Source organism: Alkalimonas mucilaginosa, assembly GCF_036327005.1.
In the GTDB taxonomy this organism is placed as follows: Bacteria; Pseudomonadota; Gammaproteobacteria; order Enterobacterales; family Alteromonadaceae; genus Alkalimonas; species Alkalimonas mucilaginosa.
Genome location: NZ_JAUGZK010000002.1, coordinates 211,753 through 228,859, shown reverse-complemented (window position 1 = coordinate 228,859; position 17,107 = coordinate 211,753). Strand labels below are relative to the sequence as shown.

The 17,107-nt window shown below is 49.5% G+C and carries 19 protein-coding genes; 6 read left to right on the top strand and 13 right to left on the bottom strand.

Going from position 1 to position 17,107, the window contains the following annotated elements; translation table 11 throughout:
* Positions 1-64: 64 nt before the first annotated feature.
* From dusC to QWF21_RS03350, 3 genes are all read left to right on the top strand, one after another.
* Entirely contained in the window at positions 65-1,009 is a 945-nt protein-coding gene (gene dusC, locus QWF21_RS03360) for a tRNA dihydrouridine(16) synthase DusC (protein ID WP_330086625.1), read from the top strand.
* A gap of 123 nt (positions 1,010-1,132) precedes the next feature.
* A complete protein-coding gene (locus QWF21_RS03355; RefSeq protein ID WP_330086624.1) occupies positions 1,133-1,387 on the top strand; it encodes a type II toxin-antitoxin system ParD family antitoxin in 255 nt (84 codons plus the stop codon).
* Entirely contained in the window at positions 1,380-1,658 is a 279-nt protein-coding gene (locus tag QWF21_RS03350; RefSeq protein WP_330086623.1) for a type II toxin-antitoxin system RelE/ParE family toxin, read from the top strand. The genes QWF21_RS03355 and QWF21_RS03350 overlap by 8 nt, the downstream gene beginning before the upstream one ends.
* 36 nt (positions 1,659-1,694) lie before the next feature.
* Here the strand turns inward: QWF21_RS03350 and QWF21_RS03345 are convergent, their stop codons facing one another.
* The 6 genes from QWF21_RS03345 to QWF21_RS03320 all read right to left on the bottom strand — a co-directional run bounded on the left by QWF21_RS03345 (position 1,695) and on the right by QWF21_RS03320 (position 5,555).
* On the bottom strand, positions 1,695-1,910 hold the full coding sequence (locus QWF21_RS03345; RefSeq protein ID WP_330086622.1) for a hypothetical protein: 216 nt from the start codon (positions 1,908-1,910) through the stop codon (positions 1,695-1,697).
* Positions 1,911-1,962: 52 nt separating this feature from the next.
* On the bottom strand, positions 1,963-2,532 hold the full coding sequence (locus QWF21_RS03340; protein WP_330086621.1) for a hypothetical protein: 570 nt from the start codon (positions 2,530-2,532) through the stop codon (positions 1,963-1,965).
* Positions 2,533-2,631: 99 nt separating this feature from the next.
* Positions 2,632-2,928: a hypothetical protein gene (locus QWF21_RS03335; RefSeq protein ID WP_330086620.1), complete on the bottom strand. Its 297-nt coding sequence runs from the start codon at positions 2,926-2,928 to the stop codon at positions 2,632-2,634.
* A gap of 47 nt (positions 2,929-2,975) precedes the next feature.
* Positions 2,976-3,365 (bottom strand): transposase, encoded by a 390-nt coding sequence (locus QWF21_RS03330; protein ID WP_330086619.1) that lies wholly within the window; start codon positions 3,363-3,365, stop codon positions 2,976-2,978.
* 142 nt (positions 3,366-3,507) lie between these two features.
* The gene (locus QWF21_RS03325; RefSeq protein WP_330086618.1) at positions 3,508-3,969 is read right to left on the bottom strand and encodes a hypothetical protein; all 462 of its coding nucleotides are present in this window, start codon (positions 3,967-3,969) and stop codon (positions 3,508-3,510) included.
* Positions 3,966-5,555, bottom strand: coding sequence for an RHS repeat-associated core domain-containing protein (locus tag QWF21_RS03320; RefSeq protein ID WP_330086617.1), 1,590 nt, complete (start codon positions 5,553-5,555; stop codon positions 3,966-3,968). The genes QWF21_RS03325 and QWF21_RS03320 overlap by 4 nt, the downstream gene beginning before the upstream one ends.
* A 262-nt stretch (positions 5,556-5,817) precedes the next feature.
* Here QWF21_RS03320 and QWF21_RS03315 point away from each other — a divergent pair, with 262 nt between their 5' ends.
* Entirely contained in the window at positions 5,818-8,256 is a 2,439-nt protein-coding gene (locus tag QWF21_RS03315) for a hypothetical protein (RefSeq protein ID WP_330086616.1), read from the top strand.
* A 181-nt stretch (positions 8,257-8,437) separates the two neighbouring features.
* A complete protein-coding gene (gene suhB, locus QWF21_RS03310; RefSeq protein WP_330086615.1) occupies positions 8,438-9,241 on the top strand; it encodes an inositol-1-monophosphatase in 804 nt (267 codons plus the stop codon).
* Between the two features lie 68 nt (positions 9,242-9,309).
* On the opposite strand, the gene QWF21_RS03305 is transcribed toward suhB, so the two are convergent.
* From QWF21_RS03305 to queA, 6 genes are all read right to left on the bottom strand, one after another.
* Complete coding sequence (locus tag QWF21_RS03305; RefSeq protein WP_330086614.1) at positions 9,310-9,672, bottom strand: rhodanese-like domain-containing protein; 363 nt, start codon at positions 9,670-9,672, stop codon at positions 9,310-9,312.
* Positions 9,673-9,729: 57 nt separating this feature from the next.
* Complete coding sequence (secF, locus tag QWF21_RS03300; protein ID WP_330086832.1) at positions 9,730-10,674, bottom strand: protein translocase subunit SecF; 945 nt, start codon at positions 10,672-10,674, stop codon at positions 9,730-9,732.
* A 10-nt stretch (positions 10,675-10,684) separates the two neighbouring features.
* Positions 10,685-12,532: a protein translocase subunit SecD gene (gene secD / locus QWF21_RS03295; RefSeq protein ID WP_330086613.1), complete on the bottom strand. Its 1,848-nt coding sequence runs from the start codon at positions 12,530-12,532 to the stop codon at positions 10,685-10,687.
* A 33-nt stretch (positions 12,533-12,565) separates the two neighbouring features.
* Positions 12,566-12,901 carry a preprotein translocase subunit YajC gene (yajC, locus tag QWF21_RS03290; protein WP_091343433.1) on the bottom strand — a complete coding sequence of 112 codons (336 nt, stop codon included), beginning with the start codon at positions 12,899-12,901 and terminating at the stop codon, positions 12,566-12,568.
* Positions 12,902-12,925: 24 nt separating this feature from the next.
* Positions 12,926-14,041 carry a tRNA guanosine(34) transglycosylase Tgt gene (tgt, locus tag QWF21_RS03285; RefSeq protein WP_330086612.1) on the bottom strand — a complete coding sequence of 372 codons (1,116 nt, stop codon included), beginning with the start codon at positions 14,039-14,041 and terminating at the stop codon, positions 12,926-12,928.
* A 101-nt stretch (positions 14,042-14,142) separates the two neighbouring features.
* Entirely contained in the window at positions 14,143-15,177 is a 1,035-nt protein-coding gene (gene queA / locus QWF21_RS03280) for a tRNA preQ1(34) S-adenosylmethionine ribosyltransferase-isomerase QueA (protein ID WP_330086611.1), read from the bottom strand.
* 121 nt (positions 15,178-15,298) lie between these two features.
* On the opposite strand from queA, the gene QWF21_RS03275 reads away from it, so the two are divergent.
* On the top strand, positions 15,299-16,084 hold the full coding sequence (locus QWF21_RS03275; protein WP_330086610.1) for a substrate-binding periplasmic protein: 786 nt from the start codon (positions 15,299-15,301) through the stop codon (positions 16,082-16,084).
* On the opposite strand, the gene QWF21_RS03270 is transcribed toward QWF21_RS03275, so the two are convergent.
* Complete coding sequence (locus QWF21_RS03270; protein WP_330086609.1) at positions 16,071-16,985, bottom strand: hydrogen peroxide-inducible genes activator; 915 nt, start codon at positions 16,983-16,985, stop codon at positions 16,071-16,073. The two genes, QWF21_RS03275 and QWF21_RS03270, sit on opposite strands and share 14 nt — an antisense overlap.
* Positions 16,986-17,107: the final 122 nt, after the last annotated feature.

The following is a 17,107-nucleotide window of genomic DNA, read 5'->3' as shown; positions in this document are numbered from 1 at the left end:
TTTACTGTATTCCTGCCAGAGCTTTCACTATAATCTGCCGCCCACTTCCCAAACTGAGCCTGTGATGCAGATTGTGTTGGCGCCGATGGAAGGCGTTGTTGATCATCTGATGCGCGATATGCTAACCCGGATTGGCGGCTTTGATCTGTGCATCACCGAATTTGTTCGGGTGGTTGATCAGCGCTTGCCGGCGCGGGTATTCCACCGGCTTTGCCCCGAACTGGCGCAGGGCGGCAAAACACCAGCCGGTGTACCGGTGCGGGTGCAACTTCTGGGGCAAGAGCCACACTGGCTGGCCGAGAATGCTGCCAGGGCAGTACAGCTGGGTTCACCCGGTATTGATTTGAATTTTGGCTGCCCGGCCAAAGCGGTGAATAAAAGCCGCGGTGGTGCCGTGCTGTTAAAAGAAACCGAGCAGCTGTACCAGATCGTCAAGGCGGTACGCCAGGCTGTTCCCGCTGAGTACCCGGTCAGTGCCAAAATCCGGCTGGGTTACGACGACACAGCCCTGACACTGGACAATGCCAGCGCCATCGAAGCCGCTGGTGCTTCGGTGCTGACCGTGCATGCCCGCACCAAAAGCGATGGCTACAAACCACCGGCTTACTGGCCCTGGATAGGCCGGATCCGACAGCGGATCGCCATACCGGTCATTGCCAATGGCGAAATCTGGACACCCGACCAGGCCAGGCAATGCCAACAGGAAGCCGCTACGCAGGATATTATGCTGGGCCGAGGCGCTCTGGCGCTACCTAATCTGGCACAATGCATCCGCAGTGGCCAAGCCGCCATGCCCTGGCCAGAGGTGCTGCAGTTACTAATGCGGTACTCAGAATTTGAAGTGATCGGCGATAAAGGCAAATACTACAGTAACCGCATCAAACAATGGTTCAGCTACTTAAAGCTACAGTATCCAGAGGCAGCAGAGTTATTTAGCCAACTGCGGCTGCTCAAACGCAATGAGGAGATCCTGCGACTGCTGCAACACCAGCTGAGTTTATACCGCTAACTTACAGGCCACGGCACATAGCAATTCACTACTGCCACCCAGCAACTATAATTAACGCAGAGCACTTCTAATATGCGCATAATACATGCACAATATGCGCATTAAATGAATTAAGGTATCATTATGAATATTACCCTTGGCCCCGAATTTGAAAAACGGATCAATGAAAAAGTGGCTTCAGGTCTGTATACCTCCGCTAGCGAGGTAATCAGAGATGGCCTGCGCCTGTTGTTTGAAAAGGATATGTCCAAACAACAGCAGTTGGAAATCCTGAAGCAAGAGGTCGCTAAAGGTTTCCAGCAACTCTCGACAGGAACAACCTCTGACCGAAACGCACTGGATATACTTTCTCAGGTTAACAAGGATATGAATGGCTAACTACAAGCTATCAGAGCTTGCAGATGAAGATATTCAGGAAATAGCTGCTAAGACTCTGACGACCTGGGGCTTCAAGCAAACCAGAATCTATCTAGAAACCCTGCATAAAGCCATGTTGATGCTGGCGGATACCCCCTCCTTAGGGAAATCACGGGAAGAATTATTTACCAAAGCAAAGAGTTTTCCTGTCGGTAAGCATATTGTTTTTTATAAACGCTGCTCTGACGGGATTGAAGTAGCAGAGTCTTACATCAACATATGGATCATCTGACTCAGTTTGATGAGTGAACTCCTGGAGAATTATAACTTACTCAACGATGACAACTTCAAAGTGCACCCAATCAGGGTTGTTTGATATCAGCAAAAAAATAGAAATCGCTGCAGCCATGCACAATACGCTTTTGACTAATGCATTAGCATTAAGCTTTTTATGTATCCATAAGTCAGTCATGAATCGCAAAAATAATCCTGCTGCCGCAATAAAAACAAACATTGCTGTTATTATTGCAATAATACCCAACACATTTTGCACCATCCCCATTTCTAACAAACCCAGCTATCGCACTCAAAAGTTATCAATTATAACTATCACCATCCCCCGCATACGGACAACTTGGGCCGGGCAAGGAGGCAGCATCCTGAATATTATCTAAGAAAATTTGTATCTCTTGGTCTGTAACAAGATCACCATGAAATGCCTTAGTAAACTCAAAAAGTTCTTTGTGTCCGTTAGTACATTGAAACTTTGCGCTTAACTGACCATTGTATCGACTGAGCAAAGCAACCAACTGCGGATCAAGCAACATAAACGCAAAGTCTAAAAAGCTAACCCCTTCAGCTGTAGTAGAATTCGCATCCATACCAGTTTCCAACAACAACGCTACAAGCTCGTACTGTTTGCGAGACATTGCAATTATAAAAACTTTTTCTGCAAGAGCAGTGTTAGTCTGAATGATGCTTGGATCTTCAGAAAGTAGACTCTTTAAAGCAACATAGTCATCTAAAAAAGTCGCCGCGAGCAAGCGATTAGCTCCTGGTTCGGAAGCCATCAAAATCGAATCAGCAGTGAAGTACTCCGCAATCTCAGCTGTATCTATTGATTTAAAGAAAAGCCTATCTCCCTCGTAGTAATGAGGCGGGATCAATAATGGATACCTCCCATTCTGAGGCAAGCCCCTTGTATCATAAAAAGTTCCGGTGCATGGGTCTGAGTATTTATTTTGTGTAGTGTCATACACCACCAATCAAGGGGTCAGAGTTGTTGAAACTTCAAGTTTTGTCTTTTTAAAGGTTTCGGACTTCCTATCACCACCATGAGTACTTATTGTTATGCGTTGGCCCAGTTGCTGCTCGATCTGCTGCTTGAAGCGCCCTTCACCTAATACCCAGGATTTTTGCAAAGCATCCCTGATCTCCTTGAGTGAATACTCTGGAATATGGTGCTTGAATAATGACTGATAAGCCGTCTTTCTTGTCTCACCATCCTGACCTAAGGACAGATAGGCTGGGTGCGCTGTTAATAGCTCAATGGTCCGACTCAAGGCATTATGCTGATAGCTCGACCATGGGTATGCTGCCGGATGCTCCGTCATCCCAGCACGCACGGGATTAAGTTCAATATACCGACTGACCAGCAAAAAATAATGTTCACTATCCACCAATGACGATTGTAGCGACCCTCCCACAAAGTGCCACTTCGTCCGTGAGTCGAATTTACATAACGAACATAGTAACGGCCTAACGACTGCATCAACTGGCTAATACCGCTGGCTGTTTCAGGCGTCATCAGTAGATGCACATGGTTCGTCATTAATACATAGGCATGCACCGCCACCTTGTACTGGCGACTGTATTCTTTCAGTTTATCCAGGTAAACCGTGTAATCCTGCTCCATAAAGAAGCAAACCTGGCGATTATTACCACGCTGCACCACATGCTGCGGTATATCAGGAAGATTTAATCGTGGACGGCGTGCCATAGCCTACACCTGTCGTAAAATAGTCAAAACGAATTAAGAGCATAGATTATTTTGAAGATTCAACAACTCTGACCCCTTGATCCTGACCCCTTGATCCGGGTGTTTTTTACCCATCCTCGGCATGCAAACGATGTAAACCACGTCACGGTGGTGGTGCTTTATCACTTCTTCTCAAATGAGCAATATGATCAAGTGCAAAGGCAGATAGACAACTGAAAAAAGCCAACACTACCGACAAGACAAAGAAGCCCCAAACTATTGTTATGCATGTAACGGCAATAAAAATATAAGTGTAACGTACCTTACCTACTAGCAACCGAGAGACAAAGAAGGCCAGGAGTCCAATAGCTATAGCGGCTAACCAAGCAAGTCGCTGGTACCCAGCAAAGCACTCAGCACCACTCTTTGTATGGATTTGTTCATATAAAGAATCTAAGTTCTTTTTCTCTGCCGCAGACAAATACCCTTTTTGCGAAGCAGCTTCTAAATAAGCTGTATAGTCAACCCAGCACGGGCTAACATAGAACTTATCTAACGCTGCATAAGAGAAATAACTGATAGATATAATTAACAAAATTAGAAGAGTTTCTCTTACAAACTTCATTTCCCAAACACCCCTCTAGTACCGTGCGGACAATGAAAGAAGCAACCTCGGATGTCAGTTATTGGACGAGGATTTGATGCAGGCCGCAATGGTTGCCAAACCGGCTCAGCGTTTGTTGGCGACCAAGGCCCCTTATGTATTGGAATCGAGTGGCCATTCTCGACTTTATAGCGCACAAATCTTGATTCTTCTTGATACAAGCCAAACACTTCGCGATTTTCATAATGCAAGTCTACAGCTAAAAACCTTAGTGATTTCCGTGCAACTTTTGCAAGCTCCCCTATACCATCAAGGCTTTCCCATCCTGAGGCGGTTGTTTGGATTTCAGTTATATGAATGCCTTGATCATTAAACACGGGTTGGAAACGGGTCTCTTCTACCGTTGCAAAAGAAGTCCATCTATCAAGTAACTTTTTCCTCTCCGCTTGAAAATGCGCTTCATCATTAAACCCTCTGGAGAACGCAGCGGTAATCGCACCATTGGCAAATTTTCCGCCAGCCAGGCTTGACGCTGTGCCACCGACCACAGCCGCACTCACAATTCTTTTGGCCCGATTCGCAGTATCAAAATAACTGCCTGACACCGTATCACCGATCCTACCACCAATTTGATCGATCGCAGGGGCCCCAAACTGCGCAAAACCAGCAGATGCAAAACCATGGCCAAACTTACCACCCGAGAGAACACTGCTAATGCCCCCAGCTACACCATGCGCAACGGTTTTACCAAGATGAGCCCCGCTACCAAAGCTTCCCCCAGGCATCGCCGAGCCAATACCGTAAAACATCCCGGCAGAGAACGCACCTACTAAAGCACCTTTTAAGCTGCCTGTGGCAATGTAGCCAGATAATGCACCTGTGGCAATCGTAGCCCAAAGTCCCGTTCCCCAAGGTGCAACGATGGTGAGACCAACAGCTACAATCGTTCGCCAATGCTTCTTAATCGACTTAAAAATATACCCACTAGGATCGGTATAACTCAGCGGGTTATTCAGCACATAACTGTAGCGGTTAAAGTTCTGGCTGTTGCTCGGGCTTTGTACGAACGGGTCGGCTTGCAAGAATCGTCCTATGTGCGCATCGTATATCCGCCCGCCCATCTGCACAATACCGGCATGGTCGACTTGCTGATGGCCGGTAAAGCCCTGGTGGGTGATGGCGAGTAGCGTGGACAGGTTTAGCGCAATGCTTTGGCCGCCTTGGGTAAACACTGCCCGCCTTTTCCCGAATGCATCAAAACTCAGCTTTTCAATCAACTGCCCGATGGCATTGGTGATGACATCGACACTGCCTAGATGGTCGGTGTAGACGTACCGTGTGGTGATGCTGTCACCGCTGCGCTCAACAATGGCATTGCCTAAGTTTCTGCGATAGCGCCGCTCACCGCCTTCCATTATCAGCTCGGTACCACCTTGCTGAATGATGGTGCTGGTTTTGCCCTGCTCGGTGCTGTGACGCCGTACCTGATTGCGACTGCCATCGTAAGTAAAGCGGGTTTCACCGGCGCTGCGGCCACTGGCGGCCTCGGTGCCCTCACTTCGAATGTAACTTGCCTTACCGATGGCGTTGTAGTCGATGCGCCGCACAGCGGTGGTGCTACTGCCGCTGTACTGATGGGTCTGGTTGCCCATGGCGTCATAGCAATAGCTATTTCTCCCTCTGACGCTATAACTCACAGGCAAGGGTGGTCGCTGTAAACGATACAGCGCCTGAGCACCATCTTACCAACCCCAAAAACACCGAGCCTACAATAAAAAAACAAAAATCCAACCAGGTAAAAATTGTTGCTTTATTGTTCACTTGGTAATAAATTATCCATGCATAATTACACTGATAAAGGGAAGTCTTATGGGAAGTTTTTTGCGCATTGGTCGGGCATGCTTGCTGATGCTATCTACCGTAATTTTAGTTGCTTGCGGCGGCTCTGATTCTGGGTCGACCTCACCACCTCAGGTAAAAACACAGCCAGATCCATTCAGCTTTACTGCCCAATCAGATGTAGAGCCGGGTACAATGATCACCTCAAACAGTATTACTGTCTCTGGTATCAATACCGCCACAACTATCAGTATTCAAAATGGTGAATACTCAATTAACAATGCTGACTTTACCTCCAATTCAGCAACAGTGAATAACGCTGCACAAATCCGGGTACGGCATCAGGCATCTGGTCAGTTTGCAACCAGCCAAAGCACTACTTTGGTTATTGGCGGTGTGAGCGCTAACTTTGTTACCACGACTCGTAGCCAGTCTCCTCCAGTTGGAAATGACACCCCACCTGAGGCGACCGTCATTTTTCCCTGGAGTCAGTCCAAAACATCTGCAGGAGTTATTACTGTTCGTGGTACTGCCACCAGCCGGAATGGTATTAGCCAACTTAATGTAAACGGTATTCCTGCATCCATCCAAAATCCAGCAGTGCTGGCTCAGCGTGTAAGCAGCAAAAGCGTTAGTACTCAAAGTGATGATGTTGATGGTGCAGAAACCTACGACTGGACGGCAGAGATTCAAATAGAAGCTTACACGGATGTGGAGCTGGTAGTATCTGTCAGTGATTTATCCGGTAATCAGGATGATGAAGCAGCTAAAGTGCGAACCAATACTCAACAAGCTCCGCGCTACATTGCTTACGATGCTGTCAATCAACGTTATATTGGTATGATGGACAACCGTGATGTAGTTGCAATTGATGCAGCGGATCTTAGTGTCGAGGTGATTAGAACGGTAGGAGAAGTCTCTCAATTTGTGTTGGCACCCGATGGTTCACGGTTATTCTACAGCCGCTTTATGAATGATACTCTGTTTCTGATTGAGCTGGATCTTAACAATGGTGAAATCGGCCCTATTGTTAGCTATCAGCCGCAACTAACTGAGGGCACAATGATCACCCATGTGCGTACTCAGATCAATTTCAACAACCAAATTGCTTATATCTCACTGGGTCTCAGCGAGCCCAATACAGATTTCTTTACCGACAAACTGTATCGAGTAGACATGCAAGCTGAGACCATGTATTTGCTGTCTAGAAGTCAGGTTGATGATCTTCTTTTCCTGCCGCTTAGTGAAATCATTTGGCATAATAATAGCCTAATGGGGTTATCCATCAATGGTCTCTTGATTGAAGTTGAACCCGTAACCGGTGATCGCAATCAAATTTTTTCCCTGTCGAACTCACCATTCAAACTAGCGGCTGGCGCAACGGATAATGAGCTCTTCATCGCTGGGTTTACTAATATTTCCAAACTCACACTTTTGGAGCGTGAAGTAACCATCATTTCGGAAGAAAGCCCATCTTCGCAGTTTCCCACCTCCCAGATTTCCGACGTGGTTCTGCAGGACAGCGCAACTTTGCTGGTTGCGGATTCCAGCTTTGAAGTAGTACTGAAGGTTGATACCAGTAGTGGAGAACGTTCATCGCTGTTAAGTTCTGGCATTGGCTCTGGCAGAGGTTTGCTATCACCACAGTTTATGACTCTTGCCAACACTGCCGATACTCTCTACGTTCTGGACGATGGCCAAAATGCAGCCGAGTCGCTATTTGCAATAGACCTGAGTACTGGCAACAGAACACAACTGATTGAAATCGATCGGGAGTTCAATACCTACCCCAGCGGGCTTTTCTACAATGCCACTAATGATACGCTATTAGTTGGCCTAAGCGATGCCATTTGGTCTGTCTCCTTGAGCGATAACAGTAAAACGGTCATCAGTGATGCTGAAACAGGCGCAGGGAGCCCTATTGCCCCATTGAATGGTGGAGATTTCGATACAGTAACGCAAACACTGTACATGGCCCAAGCCCCATTAGAAAACGCTATTTTGCAAATTGATGCTATCAGCGGTGATCGAAGTTTACTGCAGTTTGATGGCAGCGCAGGACCAGCAGGCATCATTACCGGCCTCAATGCTATTGCCTTGGATGCAGGCGCCAATCAGCTGTACCTTGCAAGCCAGAGTCAAAGCAGCATTTATCGGCTGGATCTGGAAACTCTGGAAACGGTGTTACTACTGGATAGCTGTGAAAATAGCATCGGGCAGAATGTGCTTGATATTGATACATCAGGCATATCCAAGATCAATTTCGACGCGACAGCCAATCGGCTATTGATTCTGGCCAGCCAAATCGCCAGCTACGATTTCGTCACCGGCCAATGTCAAATTATTGGACACAGCTCTGAGTATTTCAACGCACTGCCGCTGGACAATGGTACATTCTTAACCCTTGGTCAGGCTGCACTAAAACAACTTGATCCGGTAACACAAAAGCAAGTGATCTTGTCGAAATAACTGCCTGCCAGGCTGGCTAGTTTAGCCAGCCTGGCTTTTTTAAAGCCATTAGCGTTGAGCATTACCTGCTACGAGCTACAACCGCGCCGAAAACCCCTTTACTTTACCAGCTAAGTCGCTACAATAGCGGCCGCACTTTTGTGTAAGTTTTAACCGCTCTTTTTCCAATAAGGTAATCGCTATGCATCCGATGTTGAACATCGCCATCCGTGCTGCCCGCAGTGCTGGAACACTTATCGCCCGCTCTTGTGAGCAACTGGATATTGTCAAATCGACGGAGAAATCCAGCAACGACTTTGTCACCAACATCGACCGTGAAGCCGAGCAACTGATTGTGCAAACCTTGCGCAAATCCTTCCCAGGCCACAGTGTGGTTGGTGAAGAGCTGGGCGTGCAGGGACCGGCAGACAGCGATCACCAATGGATCATCGACCCACTCGATGGCACTTCCAATTTTATCCGCGGCATCCCGCATGTAGCGATTTCCATTGCGTTAAAAGTTCAGGGTAAGCTTGAGCAGGCCGTGATCTACGATCCGCTGCGTGACGAGCTCTTTACCGCTTCCCGTGGCCGTGGGGCCCAACTGAATGGCCGCCGGATCCGCGTTGGCAACCGGCCTGAGCTGGCAGGTGCCATGCTTGGTACTGGCTTCCCCTTTAAGCAAAAGCAATTGCTGCCGGTATACAGCAGCGTGTTTAACAGCCTGTTTCCGTTGGTTGCTGATATGCGCCGTGCTGGGTCGGCCGCTTTGGATTTGGCCTATGTCGCCGCAGGCCGTTTAGACGGTTTCTGGGAAATTGGTTTAAAACCATGGGACATCGCCGCCGGTGAGCTGATTGTGCGCGAAGCAGGTGGCATGGTGACTGATTTTGCCGGCGGCAACAACCAACTGAAAAGTGGTAATGTAGTCGCTGCCAGCCCGAAAGTGCTGCAGGGTATGCTAAAAACCATGCGGCCACACCTGACCGAAGATTTGATGCGCTAAGCAAGGTTTGCTATCAAACCCGGCCTGGCCGGGTTTTTTATTGGCCACTGTTTTACGGCTGCATTTTTTTACGGTAGCTCAACAGGCAACCCTTGTTCTTTCCAGGCACGGTAACCACCGGCCAGGCTAAATACCTGCTGGTACCCCATCTGTTGCAGCGCCTGCGCTGCTAATGCCGAGCGGTAACCGCCACCGCAATACAAAATAATCACCTGCTGCTTATCTTGCACGGTTTGCTCAATATCCCGTTCGATAATGCCTTTGCCAAGATGCATGGCCCCAGGCAAATGCCCTTGCTGCCATTCGTGATCTTCCCGGGTGTCTATCAACACATAGGGGGTAGTGCGCTGTTGCAGGCTCGCAATGTCCATTTCCTTGATAACGGCTTTGGCGGCGTTGACCAATGCGAGAAAAGCTGGGGAGTGCGGCATAACAAGCTCCATAAAAAATGCCAGTCAGAAGACTGGCATTGTGGAAGGTTCGGCCTTTTATAGCAAGGGCTCGGTATTTTCGCCTTCTTTTTCTACCGGTGGTGGCATCAGATCTTCACGGCTAATGCCCAGCAACAACGACATGGAGCTGGCAATATAAACCGACGAATAAGTTCCGATAATCACGCCGAATAACAAGGCGGTAGCAAAACCATGGATCAAGGCACCGCCTTTGAAAAACAGTACCAGCAAAACCAGAATAGTCGTTAAAGAGGTAATGATGGTACGACTCATGGTTCCGGTCAGGGATTCGTTCACCACCTCGACCGGCTCGCTGTCGCGGATACGGCGAAAGCCTTCACGGATCCGATCACAGACTACAATGGTATCGTTCAGCGAGTAGCCAATCACGGCGAGTACTGCGGCCAGCACGGTCAAGTCAAACTCCAGGCCGAATAACGCAAAAAGGCCAAGGGTAATAATCACATCGTGTGCCAAAGCAACCACGGCACCTAACGCAAAGCGCCACTCAAAGCGAAAAGCGACATAGATCAGAATGCAAATCAGGGCTGCCAGGGTAGCAAGGCCACCCTGCTCTTTTAGCTCAGCACCCACACTTGGACCGACAAACTCAATTCGGCGCATATCTACGCTACCGCTTTCGTTGTCGGCCAGTAAGCTCAGAACCTGCTCGCCCAACGTTACCTGCTCGATATCATCGCGTGGACCAATGCGGATCAAGACTTCACGGCTGGAACCAAAGTACTGTACCACTGCGTCCGGGTAACCGGCTTCAGCCAGCACAGAGCGCACTGCAGACAAGTCTGCATCTCGCTCGTAACCAACTTCGATCACGGTACCACCGGTGAAGTCCAGCCCCCAGTTCATGCCCTTGGTGGCCATAATGCCAAGTGAAGCAATGATCAAAATACCGGATAAAATCAGGGCCGGCATTTTCAACTTCATAAAGTTGATGGTGTTGTTAAAGTTAATTGCGATCATCATGGCCCCCTTAAATTGGCAACTTCTGCAGGCGACGTCCGCCCCAGATCATGTTGACCAGCAAACGTGTACCGACAATGGCGGTAAACATCGAGGTGACGATACCGATCATCAGCGTCACGGCAAAGCCTTTGATTGGGCCGGTACCTACCCCGAACAGAATCAAAGCAGCAATCAAGGTAGTGACGTTGGCATCGGCGATGGTAGAAAGCGCTCTGTCGTAGCCATGATGAATGGCCTGCTGCACACTGCGGCCATCGCGCAATTCTTCGCGTATCCGCTCAAAAATCAACACATTGGCATCGACCGCCATACCTACGGTAAGCACAATACCTGCCATGCCCGGCAGAGTTAGCGTTGCCCCCGGGATCATCGACATCACACCAACGATCAACACCAGGTTGGCGACCAAAGCAGCATTGGCAACCAGGCCGAAGGCTTTGTAATACAGCACCATAAATACCAGCACGGCTGCCAGACCCAACATAATGGCGGTTTGGCCCAGTTCAATATTTTCCAGGCCCAGGCTTGGACCTATGGTACGCTCTTCAATGATTTGTGTTGGTGCCAGCAAAGCACCAGCCCGCAACAGCAAAGCCAGATTGTGCGCTTCACCCGGATTAGCAATACCGGTGATGCGGAAGCTGCGGCCCAGTCGCGCCTGAATGGTAGCCACGTTGATCACTTCCTCTACTTTTTCCAGTACAGGGTTGCCATCCGGGCCAATTTCTTCAGTTGGCTTGTATTCAATAAAGACGGTCGCCATGCCGCGACCTATCGCATCACGGGTGGCCTGGGAGAACATATTGCCGCCTTGGGCATCCAGTGAAATATTGACCTGCGGCCGGCCGTACTCATCAAAGCTGGAGTTAGCGCCGGTAATACGATCACCGGTGAGCATGATCCGGCGTTGCAACACAACCGGACGACCATCCCGATCATAGTACAGCTCTGCACTTGGAGGAATGCGCCCGGCCAATGCATCATTCAGGTCAACATTCTCATCCACCAGCCGGAATTCCAGCGTGGCAGTAGCCCCCAAGATCTCTTTCGCACGAGCGGTATCCTGCACACCAGGCAATTGCACGATGATGCGCTCGCCCTGCCGCTGTACCAGCGGCTCGGCTACCCCAATTTCATTCACCCGATTGCGGATGATGGTGATGTTCTGTTGCAGTGCATAATCACGGATTTCAGCAATTTTACTGTCACTCATCCGCACTTGCAGACTGAATTCCACAGGGCCAGCGCTCACTTCCAAATCGCGGTCCTGGCTAATCAGACGACGGGCAGCCGCTAAATCCTCAGCATTACGCAGCTGCACCAGCACAGTGCCGGTATCGGTATCGGCCTGAACATTGCCAAAGCGAATACGGGCTTCACGCATATCGGTACGGAAAATCTGCGCTAAATCGTTCAGCTGTTTGTCAATGGCCGCCTGCATGTCGATGGCCATTAAAAAATGCACACCGCCGCGTAAATCCAGACCCAGATTCATCGGGCTGGCGCCAATGGCTCTAAGCCAGGCTGGCGTGGTAGGTGCCATATTCAGTGCAGTAACGTAGCTATTGCCAAGACTGCGACTGACCAGCTCACGGGCACGCAATTGATCTTCCGTATTGAAGAAGCGAGCCAGTAGCTGGCCATCCTGCAACGCGATATCTTTCAGTGCAATATTTTCTTCTTCAAAACGCTGTTGCAACAACACCAAACTGCCTTGCTGCACCTCGCCACCACGGGTGGCGCTCACTTGAATGGCGGGATCTTCCGGGTATAAGTTCGGCAGGGCATACAAGGTGCCGACCAACAGCACCAAGACGACCAACAGATAACGCCATACTGGGTTATGATTTAACACTCAACTGTCCTTTTGCATCGATTGCAGTTCAGATTACAGCGATTTCAGGGTGCCCTTTGGCAATACTGCCGACACAGACGCTTTTTGTACCGTGACTTCGGTGCTGTCATTCAGTGCCAGCACGATAAAGTCTTTTTCTTCGGAGATTTTGCTGATACGGCCAACCAGACCGCCCTGAGTCAACACCTCGTCCCCTTTCCCCAATGCACCCATCAGATTCTTATGTTCTTTCACCCGCTTGGCTTGTGGCCGGTAGATCAAAAAATAAAAAATCAAACCAAAGGCCAATAACATGATGACCAGTTCCATACCACCGCCACCTTGTGCACTGCCACCTGTCGCATGTGCATTTGCAATAAACAGACTCATAACTATCCCCTTAAATAAACGTAATCAATCAAGCGCTGGTACATCTATACCTCGGGCGGCATAGAAGTCAGCAACAAATTGGTTCAAAGTACCAGTGGCAATGGCTTCACGCAATCCCTGCATTAACTTCTGGTAAAAATGCAGATTATGGATGGTGTTCAGACGAGCGCCCTGTATTTCATTGCAACGATCCAGATGATGTAGATAGGCTCTGGAATAATTTTTACAAGTGTAGCAATCACAATTTTTATCCAAAGGCGCCGTATCGGCCTTGTGCTTGGCATTGCGAATTTTTACCACACCATCACTAACAAACAAATGACCATTGCGGGCATTGCGGGTTGGCATCACGCAATCGAACATATCGATGCCACGGCGCACCGCTTCAACAATATCTTCCGGCTTACCCACGCCCATCAAGTAACGCGGCTTGTGCGCCGGCATTTGATCGGTGGTGTGGTTTAAAATGTTGATCATGTCTTCTTTGGGCTCACCCACCGATAAACCACCAATGGCGTAGCCATCAAAACCAATGGCTTCCAACCCTTGCAAAGATACATCACGCAGCCCGGGGTACATACCCCCCTGAATGATACCAAACAAGGCCGAGGGGTTCTCACCATGGGCTGCTTTACTGCGGGCTGCCCAGCGCAACGACAATTCCATCGATTTTTTGGCTTGCTGCTCAGTGGCTGGATACGGCGTGCATTCGTCGAAAATCATCACAATATCAGAGCCCAGAGCCTGTTGCACTTCCATCGAGCGCTCCGGTGTCAGCATGATTTTCTCGCCATTCAGAGGTGAGCGAAACAGCACCCCTTCTTCAGTAATTTTGCGCAATTCTCCCAGGCTAAATACCTGAAAACCGCCTGAATCCGTCAGTATGGGTTTGTGCCAGTGCATAAAATCATGCAAGTCGCCATGCAGCTTGATAATATCGGTACCAGGGCGAAGCATTAGGTGGAAGGTGTTACCAAGACAAATTTGCGCCCCGGTTTGTTCCAGTTCTTCCGGTGTCATGCCCTTAACGGTGCCATAGGTGCCCACCGGCATAAAAGCAGGCGTATCGACCACGCCCCGCTCAAACATCATCTGACCTCGACGGGCCTTGCCGTCAGTCGCTAACAATTCAAATTTCACAGCTTACCTCGTACACCGGAAAAACAGTCCGGCTTTGCCGGCGCTATCATACCCTGTCCGGCAGCAAAATGCGATGCAAGGCATCCTGCCTTGGCCGCGTTTTAGCTAATAAACATGGCATCGCCATAGGAATAAAAACGGTATTGCTGCTGCACTGCCATCCGGTATGCATGCATCACATAGTCACGTGTGCTAAAGGCCGATACCAGCATAATCAAGGTCGACTCAGGCAAGTGGAAGTTGGTGATCAGAGCATCCACCAGCTGAAATTGATAACCAGGGTAAATAAAGATCTGGGTATCGCCCTGAAAGGGTGCCAATGGCTGCTGCTGGCTTAAAGCATGCTGCGCCGTACTCTCCAGCGCCCGCACCGAGGTAGTCCCTACCGCGATCACTTTATTACCACGTGCTTTGCAGGCCTGCACCGCATCAATCACACTTTGCTCAACCTCAATGTACTCTGCATGCATCTGATGCTTGCTGACATCCTCTACCCGTACCGGCTGAAAGGTACCGGCCCCAACATGCAAGGTAATAAAAGCAAACTCAACGCCTTTGGCTGTCAGTGTATCCAGTAGAGGCTGGTCAAAGTGCAAACCGGCGGTTGGTGCGGCCACAGCCCCGGGTTTCTGGTGATAAACGGTTTGATAGCGTGCTTTGTCTTCCTCGCTGTCAGGCCGATCAATATAGGGTGGCAGCGGCATATGGCCCAGTCGCTCTAGCATGGTAAGCACCTTGTCAGTGCCGTGTAGTTCCAGCTCAAACAACTCGCCCTGGCGCTGTACCATGGTCACTTTGGCATCGTTTTCCAAAATCAGTTCAGTGCCTGGTTTGGGCGATTTACTGGCCCGGACATGCGCCAGAAAACGTTGCTCATCCAAAATTCGCTCAACCAAAACTTCGACCTTGCCGCCAGAGGCTTTTTGGCCAAACAGCCGGGCCGGAATCACCTTGGTGTTGTTAAAGACCAACAGATCACCAGGCTTCAACTGTTCAGCGATATCGCGAAACACCCGATGTGTTAAGGTGCCGTTCTGCCGATCCATACACAGCAAACGGCTGGCAGAGCGCTCGGCCTGCGGATAACGGGCAATCAGCTCATCCGGCAGTTCAAAATGAAAATCAGATACCTGCATAGAACCTCCAGGCCCTCTATGAAAACTAAGGCGGCTAGTCTAATAACAGCCTGTGCTTTGAACAAGAAAAATCCGCCCCGGTATCGCTTGAAAAGGTCTACACTTGGGTAGGGAGGCACCGATGATGACTCAATTCCGCCTGATCTTGCATCTGTTGCTACTGCTAAGTTGCCTTAGCCATCTTCGTGCCGGGGAACTGGCTGCTCCAGAGCCAGGCTTGCAGCAAGCAAAGATCCTGATCGCCACTGATCTTTGGGCTGGTTTCACCGAGCCTGATGGTCGGGGGGCTTACCAGCATTTGTTGGTGCTTATTTTTCCCCATCACACTGAGCTGGCATTTCACTACACCAGTTACAGCAGGGCGGTTGCTATGGTAGAGCAGCAACAAGCGGATATGGTGATTGGAGTTGGCCGTAACGATAGCAGGCAAGTCCTGTTGTCTGATTGGCCTTTTGATGTGGATCAGATAGCCATGCTGTATCTTGCAGGACAGTTGCAACTGGATGAAAGCAGCCAGTTAAGTCAGCTGCAACTGGCTACTCAGCGTGGCTACAATTACAATCTGGTGCTCAATATCGACACTGTCAGTTATGAAGTAAACAGCATTCAAACTGGCGTCAGCATGGTAAAAAATCGGCGGGTGGATGCTTTTCTGGTAGAAAAAACGGAGTTAAAAAACAAGCTCAGTGCAGAGGATTTAGCCGGGCTGGAGCTGCGTTTTTTGAAGGGGGAACCAATTTTTATGGGCTTTGCCGACAATACCAGGGGACTGGAGCTCAAACGCTGGTGGGATCAGCAGTATCAACAGCTGTACCTCAACGGTCAACTGGAGCTACTGTACCTGCAATACCCGGACTTTATCTTACCCGAGCTGGCACTGAAGCCAGCCCGCACTAACGAACCGTAACTTTCTTCTGCAATACCTGCCGAATTAATTCGGCCAGTAAGCGGTAACTATGCAGCTTGCTGGAGGTTGCCCGCCAGGCTACGCCGATATCACGGCTGGCCAGTCCTACTGCCGGGCGCTGGCATACCAGTTCAGTTCCTTGCAGTAAGCCGGCATTGATCGCCAGCTGCGGCATAAAGGTCACCCCTAATTTGTTATTTACCATCTGAGTTAACGTATGCAGACTGGTGGCAAAAAACGGGTTCACTTTGCGGTTATCTTCCAGTTCGCAGGCTTTGACGGCATGGCCAGTCAAACAGTGCTCCCGCTCGAGGAGAAAAATACTTTCATCCGGCCATTGGCTGATGTCCTGTTCGAAACCTGCCGCTTGCCAATCGCGGTGCAACACCAGTTGAAAAGGATCCTGCGCCAGTACTTCGGTATGAAAAGCCCCGGTTTCGTAGGGCAATGCCAACAGCACCATATCCAGACGGCCTTCGGCCAGTGCATGCAAGGAATTATCGCTGGTATCTTCCCGCAATAATAACTGCAACTCGGGAAATTGCTGGCGGCACTCAGCCATAATATCGCTCAGCACAAAAGGAGCAATGGTCGGAATACAGCCAAGCCGGAATGGGCCAGACATCGGCTTGCCCTGGCTTTGTGCAAACAAACTAAGCTCTTCACATTGTTCAATGATACCTCGGGCCTGGCGCACAATATCTTCACCCAGGGGGGTAAAAATAAAGGTTTTGTGATCCCGCTCCAGCAGTTGCGCATTGAGGGTTTCTTCCATATTGGCAATGGCAGCACTCAAGGTTGACTGACCAATAAAGCAGGCTTCTGCTGCCCGCCCAAAATGCTGATGTTCATGCAATGCTAACAGATACTGCATTTGCTTGATGCTGGGTAACCGCTTCATGTTACTCCCCTCTGGTTTTCAGCCTGATTATATCAGGATGCTCACTGAACGCACGGCATTTAACCCCCGCACCCTAGCAACAATTATACCTTATAAAGGAACTAGAGTAAGCCTTTTAGGTT

Excerpts from the sequence above, each read along its gene's own strand:
- dusC (WP_330086625.1), top strand. The coding sequence starts at position 65 with ATGCAGATTGTGTTGGCGCCGATGGAAGGCGTTGTTGATCATCTGATG.
- QWF21_RS03355 (WP_330086624.1), top strand. The coding sequence starts at position 1,133 with ATGAATATTACCCTTGGCCCCGAATTTGAAAAACGGATCAATGAAAAA.
- QWF21_RS03350 (WP_330086623.1), top strand. The coding sequence starts at position 1,380 with ATGGCTAACTACAAGCTATCAGAGCTTGCAGATGAAGATATTCAGGAA.
- QWF21_RS03330 (WP_330086619.1), bottom strand. The coding sequence starts at position 3,365 with ATGGCACGCCGTCCACGATTAAATCTTCCTGATATACCGCAGCATGTG.
- QWF21_RS03325 (WP_330086618.1), bottom strand. The coding sequence starts at position 3,969 with ATGAAGTTTGTAAGAGAAACTCTTCTAATTTTGTTAATTATATCTATC.
- QWF21_RS03315 (WP_330086616.1), top strand. The coding sequence starts at position 5,818 with ATGGGAAGTTTTTTGCGCATTGGTCGGGCATGCTTGCTGATGCTATCT.
- suhB (WP_330086615.1), top strand. The coding sequence starts at position 8,438 with ATGCATCCGATGTTGAACATCGCCATCCGTGCTGCCCGCAGTGCTGGA.
- QWF21_RS03305 (WP_330086614.1), bottom strand. The coding sequence starts at position 9,672 with ATGCCGCACTCCCCAGCTTTTCTCGCATTGGTCAACGCCGCCAAAGCC.
- secF (WP_330086832.1), bottom strand. The coding sequence starts at position 10,674 with ATGATCGCAATTAACTTTAACAACACCATCAACTTTATGAAGTTGAAA.
- yajC (WP_091343433.1), bottom strand. The coding sequence starts at position 12,901 with ATGAGTCTGTTTATTGCAAATGCACATGCGACAGGTGGCAGTGCACAA.
- queA (WP_330086611.1), bottom strand. The coding sequence starts at position 15,177 with ATGCAGGTATCTGATTTTCATTTTGAACTGCCGGATGAGCTGATTGCC.
- QWF21_RS03275 (WP_330086610.1), top strand. The coding sequence starts at position 15,299 with ATGATGACTCAATTCCGCCTGATCTTGCATCTGTTGCTACTGCTAAGT.
- QWF21_RS03270 (WP_330086609.1), bottom strand. The coding sequence starts at position 16,985 with ATGAAGCGGTTACCCAGCATCAAGCAAATGCAGTATCTGTTAGCATTG.